General features: G+C 71.5%; 10 protein-coding genes and 2 tRNA genes. 5 read left to right on the forward strand and 7 right to left on the reverse strand.

Annotated features, from left to right (window positions below):
- Together CXH06_RS17115 and CXH06_RS17120 are read right to left on the reverse strand one after the other, a co-directional pair.
- Positions 1 to 6,841: CshA/CshB family fibrillar adhesin-related protein (locus CXH06_RS17115; RefSeq protein WP_114856413.1), on the reverse strand; the 6,841-nt coding region annotated here is incomplete at its 3' end.
- Between the two features lie 378 nt (positions 6,842 to 7,219).
- A tRNA-Pro gene (locus CXH06_RS17120) sits at positions 7,220 to 7,293 on the reverse strand.
- Between the two features lie 140 nt (positions 7,294 to 7,433).
- Here CXH06_RS17120 and CXH06_RS17125 point away from each other — a divergent pair.
- A tRNA-Gly gene (locus CXH06_RS17125) sits at positions 7,434 to 7,507 on the forward strand.
- A gap of 82 nt (positions 7,508 to 7,589) precedes the next feature.
- On the opposite strand, the gene CXH06_RS17130 is transcribed toward CXH06_RS17125, so the two are convergent.
- A complete protein-coding gene (locus CXH06_RS17130; RefSeq protein ID WP_114856414.1) occupies positions 7,590 to 8,237 on the reverse strand; it encodes a response regulator transcription factor in 648 nt (215 codons plus the stop codon).
- Positions 8,234 to 9,334: a sensor histidine kinase gene (locus tag CXH06_RS17135; protein ID WP_232820410.1), complete on the reverse strand. Its 1,101-nt coding sequence runs from the start codon at positions 9,332 to 9,334 to the stop codon at positions 8,234 to 8,236. The genes CXH06_RS17130 and CXH06_RS17135 overlap by 4 nt, the downstream gene beginning before the upstream one ends.
- A 119-nt stretch (positions 9,335 to 9,453) precedes the next feature.
- Here CXH06_RS17135 and CXH06_RS17140 point away from each other — a divergent pair, with 119 nt between their 5' ends.
- The gene (locus CXH06_RS17140) at positions 9,454 to 10,206 is read left to right on the forward strand and encodes an ABC transporter ATP-binding protein (protein ID WP_114856416.1); all 753 of its coding nucleotides are present in this window, start codon (positions 9,454 to 9,456) and stop codon (positions 10,204 to 10,206) included.
- The gene (locus CXH06_RS17145) at positions 10,203 to 11,003 is read left to right on the forward strand and encodes an ABC transporter permease (protein ID WP_114856417.1); all 801 of its coding nucleotides are present in this window, start codon (positions 10,203 to 10,205) and stop codon (positions 11,001 to 11,003) included. The genes CXH06_RS17140 and CXH06_RS17145 overlap by 4 nt, the downstream gene beginning before the upstream one ends.
- An 18-nt stretch (positions 11,004 to 11,021) precedes the next feature.
- Here the strand turns inward: CXH06_RS17145 and CXH06_RS17150 are convergent, their stop codons facing one another.
- Genes CXH06_RS17150 through CXH06_RS17160 form a run of 3 tightly spaced genes read right to left on the reverse strand, consistent with a single transcriptional unit; the run spans position 11,022 to position 12,409 of the window.
- Positions 11,022 to 11,468, reverse strand: a complete 447-nt coding sequence (locus CXH06_RS17150; protein ID WP_114856418.1) for a hypothetical protein — start codon at positions 11,466 to 11,468, stop codon at positions 11,022 to 11,024.
- Positions 11,469 to 11,521: 53 nt separating this feature from the next.
- On the reverse strand, positions 11,522 to 11,947 hold the full coding sequence (locus CXH06_RS17155; protein ID WP_114856419.1) for a VOC family protein: 426 nt from the start codon (positions 11,945 to 11,947) through the stop codon (positions 11,522 to 11,524).
- Between the two features lie 9 nt (positions 11,948 to 11,956).
- Complete coding sequence (locus tag CXH06_RS17160; RefSeq protein WP_232820413.1) at positions 11,957 to 12,409, reverse strand: helix-turn-helix transcriptional regulator; 453 nt, start codon at positions 12,407 to 12,409, stop codon at positions 11,957 to 11,959.
- A 185-nt stretch (positions 12,410 to 12,594) separates the two neighbouring features.
- Here CXH06_RS17160 and CXH06_RS17165 point away from each other — a divergent pair, with 185 nt between their 5' ends.
- Both CXH06_RS17165 and CXH06_RS17170 read left to right on the forward strand, forming a co-directional pair.
- On the forward strand, positions 12,595 to 14,157 hold the full coding sequence (locus CXH06_RS17165) for an Ada metal-binding domain-containing protein (protein WP_114856420.1): 1,563 nt from the start codon (positions 12,595 to 12,597) through the stop codon (positions 14,155 to 14,157).
- Positions 14,154 to 14,672 carry a methylated-DNA--[protein]-cysteine S-methyltransferase gene (locus CXH06_RS17170; protein WP_114856421.1) on the forward strand — a complete coding sequence of 173 codons (519 nt, stop codon included), beginning with the start codon at positions 14,154 to 14,156 and terminating at the stop codon, positions 14,670 to 14,672. Before CXH06_RS17165 ends, CXH06_RS17170 begins: the two co-directional genes overlap by 4 nt.
- Positions 14,673 to 14,679: the final 7 nt, after the last annotated feature.

Consider the following 14,679-nt stretch of genomic DNA (forward strand, 5'->3'; position numbering starts at 1 on the left):
TCGCGATCGCGAGCTCGCGGATCGGGTCGGGCTCGATGCAGTCGGGGTCCGTGCTGCCCGGGTCGGTGCAGTTGGACTCCTCCGGCCCGACGACCACGTTCAGCATGTCGCCGTCACCGGTGGTCGGGTCGTTGACCGTCACCGAGTAGGTGATGGTCGCCGTGGCCCCCGGCTCGAGCGCGCCCGTCCAGCTGAGGACCGGCTCCTCGTAGGAGACGCTGCCTGAATCCGCAGCGGCGTCCCCGTTGTAGGCGGCGTCATCGAGAACCTGCGAGAGGTCGTCGGTGATGCTCGCCGGCGCCTCCTCGGTGTAGGCCACCTGACCCGTGTTGGTCACGGTCACCGCGTAGGTGACCACGTCACCTGGCTCGGCGCCCTGTGCGCCGTCCGAGGACTTCTCGATGTCCAGAGCCTTGACCGGGTCCGGGACGTGGCAGTCCTCCTCGGTGCCGTCGAGGCAGTTCGACTCCTCCGGGCCGACCACCGCGTTGTCCAGCACCCCGTCGCCCTCGGAGTCGCTCGGGTCCAGGGCCGTCACCGAGTAGGTCACGGTCGCGGACTCGCCCGGCTCGAGAGCTCCAGCCCAGGAGAGGGTCGGCTCGGAGTAGGTGGCCTCGCCGCTGCTCGCCGCCGCGTCCTCGTTGTAGGTCGCGTCGTCCAGCACGTTGCCGAGGTCGTCGGTGAAGGTCGCCGGCGCCTCATCGGTGTAGGGCACCTGGCCGGTGTTCGTCACCGTCACCTCGTAGGTGACCGTGTCGCCCGGCAGCACCTCGCCCTCGGCATCCGAGGTCTTCGCCAGCTGCAGCTCCTGGATCGGGTCGACGATGGTGCAGTCCTCTTCCGTCCCCTCGTCGCAGTTGGACTCGTTCGGGCCGACGACCGCGTTGGTCAGCGTGCCGTCACCGCTCAGCGGGTCGTTCACCGTCACCGAGTAGGTGATGGTCGCGACCTCGCCCGGCGCGAGCGCCCCGGTCCAGGAAAGCTCCGGCTCCGTGTAGGAGGCCTCGCCGCTCGTGGCCGCCGCGTCCTCGTTGTAGGTCGCATCGTCCAGCACCTCGGTCATGTCATCGGTGAAGGTGGCGGGGGCCTCGTCGGTGTACGCGACCTGTCCCGTGTTCTCCACCGTGACGGTGTAGCTGACCGTGTCGCCGGCGGTGACCTCGCCCTCGTGCTCGGAGGTCTTCGCGATCGCGAGCTCGCGGATCGGGTCCGGTTCGATGCAGTCGGGGTCCGTGCTGCCCGGGTCGGTGCAGTTGGACTCCTCGGGGCCGACGACCACGTTCAGCATGTCGCCGTCACCGGTGGTCGGATCGTTGACCGTCGCCGAGTAGGTGATGGTCGCGCTCGCACCCGGTTCCAGCGCTCCGGTCCAGGACAGGTTCGGCTCCGCGTAGGAGACCGAGCCCGCATCGGCTGAGGCGTCGTCGTTGTAGGCGGCGTCGTCGAGGACCTCGGTGAGGTCGTCGGTGAACGTGGCCGGGGCCTCGTCCGTGTAGGCGACCTGGCCGGTGTTGGTGACGGTCACGGAGTAGGTGACCACGTCGCCCGGCTCAGCGGCCTGCGCGTGGTCCGAGCTCTTGACGATCTCCAGCGCCTTGACCGGATCGACGGTGTGGCAGTCCTCCTCCGTGCCGTCGTCGCAGTTGGCCTCCTCCGGGCCCACGACCGCGTTGGTCAGGGTGCCGTCGCCCGAGGGCGGATCGTTGACCGTCACCGAGTAGGTGATGGTCGCCGAGGCGCCCGGTTCGAGCGCACCGGACCAGGAGATGCTCGGCGCCTCGTAGGACACGCTGCCCGTCTCGGTGGTGGCGTCGTCGTTGTAGGTCGCGTCATCGAGGACCTCGGTGAGGTCGTCGGTGAAGGTCGCCGGGTCCTCGTCCGTGTAGGCGACCTGGCCGGTGTTCGTCACCGTCACCTCGTAGGTGACGGTCTCGCCCGGCAGCACCTCGCCCTCGGCATCGGAGGTCTTGGCGATCTGCAGCGCCTTGACCACATCGGGGACGTGGCAGTCCTCCTCGGTGCCGTCATCGCAGTTGGACTCCTCGGGCCCGACGACCGCATTGGTCATCTGGCCGTCACCGGTCAGCGGCTCGTTGACCGTCACCGAGTAGGTGATCGTCGCGGTCTCGCCCGGCGCCAGCGCACCGGACCAGGAGAGGGTCGGCTCCGTGTAGGAGACCTCGCCGATGTCCGCGGTCCCGTCCTCGGCATAGGTCGCGTCGTCCAGCACCGCACTCATGTCGTCGGTGAAGCTCGCGGGATCGTCCGCCGTGTAGTCCACCTGACCGCTGTTGGTCACGGTGACGGTGTACTCCACGGTGTCACCCGGCTGCACCTCGCCCTCGGAGTCCGAGGTCTTCGCGATCTGCAGCGCCTTGACCGGATCGACGGTGCCGCAGTCCTCCTCGGTCCCGTCGTCGCAGTTGGACTCCTCGGGACCGACGACCGCATTGTCCAGCGTGCCGTCACCGGAGACCGGGTCGTTGACCGTCACCGAGTAGGTGATGGTCGCGACCTCGCCCGGCTCCAGCGCGCCGGACCAGGACAGCTCCGGCTCCGCGTAGGTGACGCCGCCGAGGTCGGCCGTGCCGTCCTCGTTGTAGGTGGCGTCATCGAGGACTCCGGTGAGGTCGTCGGTGAAGGTCGCCGGGGCGTCCTCCGTGTAGGCGACGTTGCCCGTGTTCTCGACGGTGATCGTGTAGTCCACCGTGTCACCCGGGTTCACCTCGCCGTCGTCCGCCGAGGTCTTCGCGATCGCGAGCTCACGGACCGGATCGGGCTCGATGCAGTCGGGATCAATGCTGCCCGGGTCGGTGCAGTTGGACTCCTCGGGCCCGACGACCACGTTCAGCATGTCGCCGTCACCGGTGGTCGGATCGTTGACCGTCGCCGAGTAGGTGATGGTCGCCGAGGCGCCGGGCTCGAGGGCACCGGTCCAGGACAGGTTCGGCTCCTCGTAGGAGACCGCACCCGAATCCGCCGCGGCGTCCTCGTTGTAGGTCGCGTCGTCGAGAACCTCGGTGAGGTCGTCGGTGACGGTGGCGGGGTTCTCCTCGGTGTAGGGCACCTGGCCGGTGTTGGTCACCGTGACCGTGTAGTTCACGGTCTGGCCGGGGGTGACCTCGTCCTGGTCGGAGACCTTCTCGATGTGCAGGCCCTTGACCGGCACGATGATCTCGCAGCCCTCCTCGGTGCCGTCGAGGCAGTTGGACTCCTCGGGGCCGGTGACCACGTTCGTCAGGGTGTTGTCGCCCTCGTCGGGGTCGTCGATCGTCACCGTGTAGGTGATGGTCGCCGTCGCCCCCGGCTCGAGGGCGCCGGACCAGGAGAGCACCGGCTCCTCGTAGGTGGCCGCGCCGGCATCGGCCGCGGCATCGTCGTTGTAGGTCGCATCGTCGAGGACCTCGGTGAGGTCATCGGTGATGGTGGCCGGGTCCTCGTCGGTGTAGGCGGCCTGGCCGGAGTTGGTCACGGTGACCGAGTAGGTGACGGTGTCCCCGGGAGCGGCCTCGGCGACGTCCGAGGTCTTCTCGATATCCAGCGCCTTCAGCGGCACGGGGACGTTGCAGCCCTCCTCGGTGCCGTCGTCGCAGTTGGACTCCTCGGGACCGACGACCGTGTTGAGCAGCTCTCCGTCTCCGGAGGCCGGATCGTTGACGGTCACCGTGTAGGTGATGGTCGCCGAGGCGCCGGGCTCGAGGGCACCGGACCAGGACAGCACCGGCTCCGCGTAGGAGACCGAGCCGGCATCGGCCGCGGCATCGTCGTTGTAGGTCGCGTCGTCGAGGACCTCGGTGAGGTCATCGTCGAGCGTCGCCGGGGCATCGTCCGTGTAGGCGACCTGACCGGTGTTGGTCACGGTCACCGAGTAGGTGACCGTGTCGCCCGGCGCCGCCGACTCGACGTCCGCGGTCTTGGCGATCTCGAGCGCCCGGATCGGATCGGGGACGTGGCAGTCCTCCTCGGTGCCGTCGTCGCAGTTCGACTCCTCGGGGCCGACCACCGCGTTGTCGAGCAGGCCGTCACCGGAGACTGGGTCGTTGACCGTCACCGAGTAGGTGATGGTCGCGACCTCACCCGGCTCCAGCGCGCCGGACCAGGACAGCTCCGGCTCCGCGTAGGAGACCTCGCCGCTGTCCGCGGTCCCGTCCTCGTTGTAGATCGCGTCGTCCAGCACGCCGGTCATGTCATCGGTGAAGGTCGCCGGATCCTCCGGCGTGTAGGCGACGGCGCCCGTGTTCTCGACGGAGACGGTGTAGGTGACGGTGTCGCCCGGCAGCACCTCGCCCTCGGCGTCCGAGGTCTTGGTGATCTGCAGTTCCTGGATGGGGTCGGGCTCGACGCAGTCGGGGTCCGTGCTGCCCGGATCGGTGCAGTTGGACTCCTCGGGGCCGACCACGACGTTCAGCATGTCGCCGTCACCGGAGGGCGGGTCGTTGATGTTCACCGAATAGGTGATCGTCGCGGTCTCGCCCGGCTCCAGCGCGCCGGACCAGGAGAGGTTCGGCTCGGCGTAGTCGACGTTGCCGATGTCGGCGGCGCCGTCGTCGTTGTAGGCGGCGTCGTCGAGGACCTCGGTGAGGTCGTCGGTGAAGGTCGCCGGGTTGTCGGCGGTGTAGGGCACAGCACCGGTGTTGGTCACGGTCACCGAGTAGGTGACCGTGTCCCCCGGGACCGCTCCCTGGGCGCCGTCGGAGGTCTTCTCGATCTGCAGCGCACGGACGGGGAGGGGCACATGGCAGTCCTCCTCGGTCCCGTCGAGGCAGTTCGACTCCGGCGGGCCGACCACGGCGTTGTCGAGCGTTCCGTCGCCGCCGGAGGTGGCCGGGTCCGCGACCGAGACGGTGTAGGTGACCGTCGCCGTCTGACCGGGCTCGAGCGCGCCGGACCAGGACAGGGTGGGCTCGGTGTAGGAGACCTCGCCGGTGTCCGCGGCGGCGTCGTCGTTGTAGGCCGCGTCGTCGAGGACGCCGCTGAGGTCATCGGTGAAGGTCGCCGGGTCCTCCGCGGTGTACGCGGCCTGGCCGGTGTTCGTCACCTGGACGGTGTAGCTGACCGTGTCGCCCGGGAGGGTGGTGTCCGAGGGGTCGGCGGTCTTCTCGATCTGCAGCTGCCGGATCGGCACGACGGCCTGACAGCTCGGATCCTCGGTGCCCTCCGGGCAGTTCGACTCCTCGGGTCCGGTGACCACGTTGAGCATGTCGAAGTCGCCCTCGACGGGATCGTCGACGGTGACCGAGTAGGTGATTTCGGTGCTCTCCCCCACGGCCAGCGGCCCGCTCCAGCTGAGCACGGGCTCGGCATAGGAGACCTCACCCGCGCCGGCGGCCGCGTCGTCGTTGTAGACGGCGTCGTCCAGCACGCCGCTCAGGTCGTCGGTGAGGGTCGCGGGATCCTCGGCGGTGTAGTCCACCTCGCCGGTGTTCTCGACCGTGACGGTGTAGTCGACCGTGTCGCCCGGGGCGGCGGACTCGACGTCCGCGGACTTGGTGATGGTCAGGCCCGGGTTCGGGACGTCGACCTCGACGCGGTGATCCTCGACCTCGCCGTTGGCGGAGATCCCGACGGGCGTGCTCGCCTCGGCCTCGGAGCCGGCGATGCGCAGGCGCATGTAGGTCGCCTCGTCCTCGAGGCTGTCCACCGCGTCCTCGGGCACGGTCCAGGTCAGCTCGACCGATCCTCCGGTGCAGTCGGCGACGTTCGAGCCCTCGCCCTCGTCGAAGGTGCCGTTGGCGTTCCAGTCGATCCAACCGGACACGTATCCGGGGCCGGTGCATTCCACGGTCTGCGTGACCGTCTCCCCCCAGGTGGTGTCGATGACGCCCGGCGGAGGGATGCCGTCCTCGTCGGACTCGGGGTTGCCGGAGGTGTCGTCACCCAGCGCATCATCGCTGGCCAGGTAGTCGGAATCGGAGTCGACGGTGGCGCCGAGGCGCGGGCTGGGCACGGTGGGGGTGCCGAGGGTGAACGCGTCCTCGGAGACGTTGGTGTCGCCCTCCGGGATCTCGCCGCCCTGCCAGGCCGGCTCGATGAGGGCACCGGCCTCGCCGAAGCTGGTCGGGGCGTCGCCGAAGTCGGACTCCAGCACGACGCCGACGGCGACGGCGCTGGAGCCGCCGCCCTTGAGCTCCACGCGGGCGCTGGTCCCGCCCTCCATGAAGCCGACGGCCATCGGCCCCGTGGTGCCGTTGACCTGGCTGCACTGCTCGCCGTCGGGGTGCAGGCGCATGGTGTCGCCGGTGCGGCTGGCGATCACCGAGGTGTCGCAGGACCGGAAGCGATCGATGACGCGCCAGGTGACGTCCTCGGTGGTGGTGGCCTGCACGTACTCGCCCTGGCTCGCGTTCGAGCTCTCCGCGTCGGCGAACACCAGGCCGCCGACGTCGATGGGCTCGCCGTCGAGGGTCACGCTGCAGGTGAAGTCGAAGCTGACCGTGGCGCCGTTGTCCGCGGTGTAGATGCCCGAGATCAGCTCATTGGCACCGTCGGCGCCCCCGATGTTGTAGAGGTTGTCGAGCCCGTCACCCGAGTAGTTGCCCGAGCGGTACGTCGCGATGTTCCCCTCGATGTTCGCGATGGAGCAGGTCGTGGCGATGGTGTGGTCGCCGATCTCGCGGGTGTTCGTCCGCTCCGCGCCCTCTGCCGGGATCGGCTGCCCGTCCGTCTCGAAGTCGAACCAGTCGATCGCTCCCTGATAGAGACCCTCACCACTGGTGGCGTAGGTGGCCTGTGCCGGCGGGTTCAAGCCCACCATCGGCATCATCAGCACGGCGAGGATGGCGACCATCCCGGTTGCACGACGCAACCAGCCCTGCACTCGGGACGTCTCGGTCTCCAGCATGGGAACCCTCCGGGTCGTCTATCAGCGTGTTCTCAGCTCGAGTGGATCCTAACGGGAGCTCTGTGAAGAATGCCACCTCGCGACTCGAAGGGATGGTCGACCGCGGCCCCGCAAGGGGTCCGCGAGGCCGTGGTCCGACCGATGACCAGCAGCGACGCCCACGGGCCGCGAGGGTCGCCGGTCGCCGAGCTTTCCGGGCCCGACCACCTCGATGTGGTCGGGTCCGGTGCCGCACTGGGTGAAATCTGTCATATCGGACAGAGGGGTTGTGCAGTCGGCGCGCAGGAGGGCGGGGATTGCTGGGAGATCGCTCCATGGCGATCGGTGCGCTGCGCGCGAGGCGGCCGCGGGGCGCCGATCGGCGCGCCCGCGGGGCAGTCGGGGTGACAGGATTTGAACCTGCGGCTTCCCGCTCCCAAAGCGGGTGCTCTACCAAGCTGAGCTACACCCCGGAGGGCGACCGAGGCGACAGTACCCGGTCTCCCCGCAGGAGCCGCGGCGGGCTCCATCGGGCTGTGAGGAGATGCATGTCGCGTCGGCCGCGGCGCGATGTGCGACCCCGGGGGCCCATCTGGTTCAATGGGCCGAGCACGCGGGCGTAGCTCAATGGTAGAGCCTCAGTCTTCCAAACTGATTACGCGGGTTCGATTCCCGTCGCCCGCTCCACCGTCCTGAGCCGCGGCGTCCTCGATCGAGGATGCCGCGGCTCAGTCTTTTCCCGGCGTCCCCGTCCAGTACGTCCCCGCGCTCACTCCAGCACCCCTTCCCGCAGCGCACGGAGGACGGCGTTGGTGCGGTCCCGGGCCCCCATCTTCTGCAGGATCACCGAGAGATGGTTCTTCACCGTCCCCTCGGCGAGATGGAGCACCTCGGCGATCTCCCGATTCGTGCAGCCCTCGGCGACCAGGCGCAGCACGTCCAGCTCCCGGTCGGTGAGCGCAGCGATCACCGGCTCCCCCCGCTCCCCCGGCGCGCCCGGCCCCGAGCGGATCGCTCGCAGCAGGCCGTCGGTGATGGACGGGGAGATCAGGGTGCCCCCGCCGGCCAGGGTGTGCACCGCCCGGGCCAGCCGCTCGACGGTGACGTCCTTGAGGAGGTAGCCGCGCGCCCCTGCCTGCAGGGCCTCCAGCACCAGCTGATCGTCGTCGAAGGTGGTCAGCACCAGGGCTGGGACCGTGCTCTCCGCGGCCCGCAGCTGCTCGAGCGCCCAGAGTCCGTCATAGCGCGGCATCCGCAGATCCATCAGCACCACGTCGGGTCGATGCGCCTCGACGGCCGCGAGCGCCGCCCGACCGTCCTCGGCCTCGGCGACCACGTCGATCCCGGCCAGCTGCAGCAGGGTGCGGATGCCCTCGCGGACCAGCGCCTGATCGTCCACGACGATCACCCGGGTCATCGGAGCACCAGCCGTCCGGTGACGGCGAAGCCCTCGCGGCCGTCCACCGCCAGCTCGCCGCCGAGCCCCTCGAACCGCTCGCGCAGCCCGCGCAGTCCGTTGCCGAGCTCCGGGTCCCGCGCCCCCACGCCGTCGTCCCGCGCGATCAGCGTGACCCGGGCACCGTCACGGGAGACGTCGATGCGCAGCCGGGAGGCATCCGCGTGGCGGATGGCGTTGGTGACCGTCTCCTGGGCGAAGCGGATGACGGCGGCCCGCTGCTCCTCGCCGAGGTCGAGATCGGGGTCGACCGCGACGTCGACGACGAGTCCGGGGATGCCCGCCACCATGTCCTCCAGGGCGCCCTGGAGATCCGTGGGCTGCGCCCGGAGCGCGCCGACGGTCTCGCGGACGTCGCGCAGCAGGGAGCGCGCCACCTCGTCCGCCCGGTCGACGTGGGACCGGGCCTGCGCAGGCTCCAGGTGGCGGACGGCCTCGAGGGAGAGCGTGAGGACCGTCAGCTGATGGCCGATCAGGTCGTGCAGCTCGCGGGAGATGCGCAGCCGCTCGGCGGTGCGCGCGGAGTCCTCCAGCAGGGCGCCGGCAGCACGGAGATCCACATGGGCGCGCGCGAGCTCGCTGCGCATCCTCTTCTCGCGCAGCAGCGTCGTGGTGCTGAACACCGTGGCGAGCTGAATCAGCAGATAGAAGCCGGTCATCATCAGCGCCTCGGTCCAGTCCGAGGTGCGCAGCACGCCCGCGAGCATCACCACCGCGGAGTTCAGCACGGCCAGCACGATGCTCATCGGGAGTGCGATCACGTAGGTGCTGACGGCCGCGGTCAGCACCACCAGGACGTGCAGCAGCCCCATGCCGGGGACGCTGAGCACCAGGACCCAGGAGACCAGCACGGCGAGGGCGAGAGCCGCCGGTGGGATCCCCCGGTGCCCGGTGGTGCCCGCGGCGAGGACGGCGAGCACGAAGACCACCAGCAGCAGCGCCCACAGTGCTCGGGGGATGAGCGGATCGACCATCCCCAGCAGCGCCGGCAGGGCGACCGCCACCGCGATGATCAGCATCGCCACTCCGGCCCAGCCCTCGGTGCCCAGTGCTCGCATGCCCCCACACTAGAGCCGGCGGGGCCGCCGTACCCGTGCCGATGGTCATGGTCGGCCTCCGCGGGACCGATGACCCTCGGCACCCGCGCCGGGCACCCCGCTCTCCGTACGGTCGAGCCATGAACACTCCGACCCCCCGGAACACCATGATCGAGCTCGAGGATCTCACCAAGAGGTATCGGACCACGCTCGCCGTCGACGGCCTCTCCCTGACGGTCCACGAGGGCGAGGCCCTCGGCATCCTGGGGGCCAACGGGGCCGGCAAGACCACCACCGTCGAGATGATCGCCGGGCTGCGCCGGCCCGATGCCGGGCGGATCTCGGTCGGCGGCCTGGACCCCCACCGGGACCGTGCCGCGCTGCGGCAGGTCCTCGGCGTCCAGCTGCAGGAGGGGGAGCTCCACGGCGCGCTGACCGTCAACGAGCTCATCACGCTCTACCGGAGCTTCTACCCCGATCCACGGGGACGCCAGGAGCTGTTGCAGCTCGTCGACCTCGAGGACAAGGCCGACACCCGCTTCGAGAAGCTCTCCGGCGGTCAGCAGCAGCGCGTCTCGGTGGCGCTGGCGATGGTCGGCAGGCCCCGCGTGCTGATCCTCGACGAGCTCACCACCGGGCTGGACCCCGCCGCGCGCCGGCGCATGTGGCGCACCATCGAGCAGCTGCGTCACGACGGCGTGACGATCCTGCTGGTCAGCCACGGGATGGACGAGGTGGAGCGGCTGTGCGACCGGATCGTCCTGCTGGGCGCCGGGCGCATCCTCGCCGAGGGCACCGTCGCCGAGATCGTCGAGCTCGCCGGCACCGACACCCTGGAGGACGCCTTCGTCGCCCTCACCGGACAGGAGCTCTTCGAGGAGGAGATCGCATGAACACCGTTCCTACCCCGTCCCCTGCCGCCGGTGCCGTGCCGGCGCGCGCGCACCGACCCGGCCTGCGGACCCTTCTGGCGATGGTCCGCGCCGAGGCGAAGATGGTCTCGCGGGACCTCGCCGGCCTGATCGTCCCCTTCGGTCTGCCGCTGCTGATCCTGCTCACGAGCGCCTCGGCCGCGGGCCAGGAGGAGATCGTCGCCGGCCGCACCGCCCTGGACCTCTTCGTGCTCCCTCTGGTGATCGTGATGGTGGTGACGATGATGGGCGTGCTGAACATGCCCAGCTTCCTCGCCTACTACCGGCGCGCCGGCATCCTGCGCCGCCTGGCGGTCACACCGGCCTCCCCGATGATGGTGCTCCTCGCCCAGGCGATCGTCAGCCTGCTGCAGTCGGCCGTCGGCATCGCCCTCGCGGCGGCCGTGGCGGCGCTCGCCTACGGGGCGAACCCGCCGATCGACCTCGGCGCCGCGCTGGTGGCGCTGGCGCTGACCACCGCCGCCATGTACGCGGTGGGGATGATCGTCGCCGCGATCTCGCCGACCCCCAACTCCTCGGTCGCGATCGGGCTGGTGGCCTTCCTCGTCCTGGGGGCCAGCGGCGGCATGTTCGGCGGCCGGGACGCGCTGCCGGGCCCCGTGGCGGAGATCGGCTCGCACCTGCCCTTCGGTGCCGGCGTGGACGCCCTCTCCGCGGCCTGGGCGGGGCAGCCCCTGCCCGCGGGCTCGCTGTTCTCCCTCGCCGCGGCGACCCTCGTCGGCGCGGTGGTGGCCGCGCTGTTCTTCCGCTGGGAGTGAGACCCCCGCGCGGGGGCCTCAGCCCAGCGCGCGGTACACCAGGGCCGCGATGCGGTCGGCGACCTCGTCGTCCACCTCGGTGACCGCGAAGGACGTGGCCCACATGTGCCCGTCGTCGAGCTGCGCCGGCGCATTGAAGCCGAAGCTCGAGTAGCGCTCCTCGAACTTCGAGGCGTGGGTGAAGAAGCACAGCACCTCGCCGTCGAGCGCCCAGGCGGGCATGCCGTACCAGGTGCGGGGGTCCAGCTGCGGGGCGACGGTGCCGATGATCTCGTGGATCCTGGCGGCTGCGGCGCGGTCCGGTGCGGGCATGGAGGCGATCAGCTCCTCGAGCTTCTTGCGGTCCGCCGCGCGCTTCTTCGCCCCCTTGCCCTGTTCCTTCTCGGCTCGGATCTCCTCGGCGCGGGCGCGCATGGCCTCCCGCTCGGCGTCGGTGAATCCGCTGTGGGTGTCCTTCTCGGTCATGGTGCTCCTTCGGGTGGTGGTCGGGCGCCGGCACGGCCGGTGCGCGGGGGATCTCAGGCGGTCTGCTGGATGCGGATCAGGTTGCCCGCGGGGTCGCGGACGGCGCAGTCGCGCAGCCCGTAGTCCTGGTCCATGGGCTCCTGGACGATCTCGACGTCGGCGGCCTCGAGCGCGGCGAAGGTGGCGTCGAGGTCGTCGCTGGCGAGGTTCACCCCGAAGTAGGCGCCCTTGGCGATGACGGACTGCAGCGCGTCGTGCTCCTGCTCGGTGAGGCCGTTGCCCTCGAGCAGGGGATGCAGCACGATCGCGGTGTCCTGCCCGGCCGGTCCCACGGTGATCCAGCGCATGGGGCCGCCGCCGACGTCGAGGCGGACCTCGTAGCCGAGCACGTCGCGATAGAAGGCCAGCGAGGCCTCGGGGTCGGTGTGGGGCAGGAAGCTCGAGTGGATGCGGGGCGGGTCATGCTGTGCGGTGGTCATGCCACGAACCTAGGGGGTGCGGGGACCGGGGGCTTCTCGATTCCTGACCGGTCGGGTCACGCGGCGGGCGATGCACGGCGGCATCGAGTCCAGCACGTCGGCGCCCTGCTCGCGGTAGACCGAGGGCGGGACCCCGACGAGCTCCTTGAAGCGGGTGCTGAAGGTGCCCAGCGAGGAGAACCCCACCGTCATGCAGATGTCGGTCACCGAGCGGTCCGAGCTGCGCAGGAGGGTCATCGCCCGCTCGATGCGCCGCGTCATGAGATAGGCGTACGGCGTCTCCCCGTACTCCTCCCGGAAGCGCCGGCTGAGATGCCCGGCCGAGAGATGCACGGAGCGCGCGAGGCCCTCGACGTCCAAGGGCTGCGCGAACTCCCGGTCCATGCGGTCGCGCACCCGCCGCAGCAGCGGCAGGTCCTGCAGGTCCCGGGGCCGTGCGGGCGACGCCGAGAGGTCCCGCACCGGGTCGCCGACCCGTCGGGCGCTCCGGCCGCTCACGTCGTTCGTCACCGCCCCTTTGTCCCTCCTCGCCGGAGCCACCGGCTCCGGCGGCGGCCGCGGCACGGTCGCGCGCCCGGGGGTCGCAGCGGCGGCGTCCTGACCGATTCCCGCTGGTGCCGCAGGCCCGCACGCGGTTCACTGGTGCCATGACCGCGATGACCGATGACGAGCGCTACGCCGCGATCCGGGCGAGGGACTCCCGCTTCGACGGGATGTTCTTCACCGGCGTGCGCTCGACGGGCATCTTCTGCCGCCCCTCCTGCCCGGCGCGCACCCCGCAGCGCTCCGGCGTGGTGTTCCTGCCCTCGGCCGCCGCGGCCGCCGCCGCCGGCTTCCGAGCCTGCAAGCGCTGCGGGCCGACGGCCCCGCCCGGCAGCCCCGACGACGACCCGCGGGGCTCGCTCGCCGGGCGCGCGCTGCGCCTGATCGATGCCGGGGCGCTGGACGGCGAGGGCACGGTGCCGGCCCTCGCGGAGCGGCTCGCCGTCTCCGAGCGCACCCTGCATCGCGCGCTCGTGACGTCCACCGGCGCCGGAGCGCTGGCGCATGCGCGGATCCGACGGGCGCGCCGTGCGCACGAGCTGGTCCTCGGCACCTCCCTGCCGCTGGCGACCGTGGCGTACGCGGCGGGATTCGGCAGCGAGCGCCAGTTCCACGACACCTTCACGCACCTGTTCGGACATGCGCCCTCCGTGGTGCGCGAGCGGAGGGCTGCCGGTGCGCCGGAGGTCGAGGAGGGCGGCGCCGTGGTCACGGCGCAGCTCGCGGTGCGCCGGCCCGTCGACGGCGCGGGGCTCGCGGCCTGGTTCGCCCACCGGGCGGTCCCCGGGGTCGAGGAGGTGGACGGTCTGACCTGGCGGCGCGCCGTGCGTCTGCCGCACGGCCCAGGTGTGCTGGAGGTGGATCTCGGTGCCCCCGCACCGCGGCCGCTGCCCCTGACGGCCCGCCTCGCGGACCTGCGCGACCACGCCGCGGCCGTCTCGCTGACCCGCCGCCTGCTGGACCTCGACGCGGACCCGGTCGGCATCGACGAGGGCCTCGCCGGCGCCGTGCCGGCACTGGCACCGCTGATCACCGGGCGCCCCGGCGTCCGCCTGCCCGGCAGCGCCTCCCTCGCCGAGGCCCTGCTCTGGGCGATCACGGGACAGCAGATCACCACCGCGCAGGCCAGGGAGCAGATCACGCGGGCGACCGACCTGCTCGGTGACCCGCTGCCGGAGGGTCTGCACCGCGGCGGCGTCCACCGCCTGCCCGTGGACCCCGGAGTGGCCGCCGAGCACGTCGAGGACTGGTTCCGAGGTCCCGCCGCCCGCCGGGAGACGCTGCGCGGGGCGGTGGCCGAGGTTCTCGCCGAGGGCCTGGACGCCTCGCTCCCCGTGGACGAGCTCCGCGGCCGGCTGCTCGCTCTGCGCGGGGTGGGCCCGTGGACGGCGGACTACGTGCTGCTGCGGGGTGTTCGCGCGATCGACGTGGCCCCGGCCCGCGATGCCGCCCTGCTCGGGGCGGCGCGGGATCTGGGCCTCGCCGAGGACCACGCGGGACTGCTGTCGGCCCTCGACGCGGCCTCCCCGTGGCGCTCGTACGCCGCGCTGCACCTGTGGCATCACCAGGCCGCCCGCCGCGGCGGGCGGCGCCCGCCGTCCCCCGCTCCCGTCGTCGCCCCGGCCCCCGCCGAGGCGCCCCGCCCCCTGGAAGGACACCGCTCATGACTCCGCAGCACCCCACCACCACCGCCCTCCCCCGCCACCGACGCGTCGACACCCCGATCGGCCCGTACCTGATCGCCGCCGAGGGCGAGGCCCTGACCGGGGTGTGGCGACAGGACCAGGCGCACTTCCCGCGCCCGGAACGTCTGGGCGAGGAGGCACCGGCGCAGGATCCGCTGCTCGCCGCGGCGGAGCGGCAGCTGCTCGCCTATCTCGCCGGCGAGCGCGAGGCCTTCGACCTCCCCCTGTCGCCGCGCGGCACCCCGTTCCAGCAGCAGGTGTGGAAGATGCTGCGCGAGATCCCGCGCGGTGGCACCACCACCTACGGCGGCCTCGCGCGGGGCCTGGACCGTCCCCGGGCCGCACAGGCCGTGGGGGCCGCCGTCGGCGCCAATCCCCTCTCGATCGTGGTGCCGTGCCACCGGGTGCTCGCCGCGGACGGCTCCATGACCGGCTATGCGGGCGGGATCGAGACGAAACAGGCACTGCTGCGCCTCGAGGGCGTGCTGCTCGCGTGACACCATG

Origin of the sequence: Brachybacterium sp. YJGR34, from assembly GCF_003347015.1 — a bacterium.
Lineage (GTDB): Bacteria > Actinomycetota > Actinomycetes > Actinomycetales > Dermabacteraceae > Brachybacterium.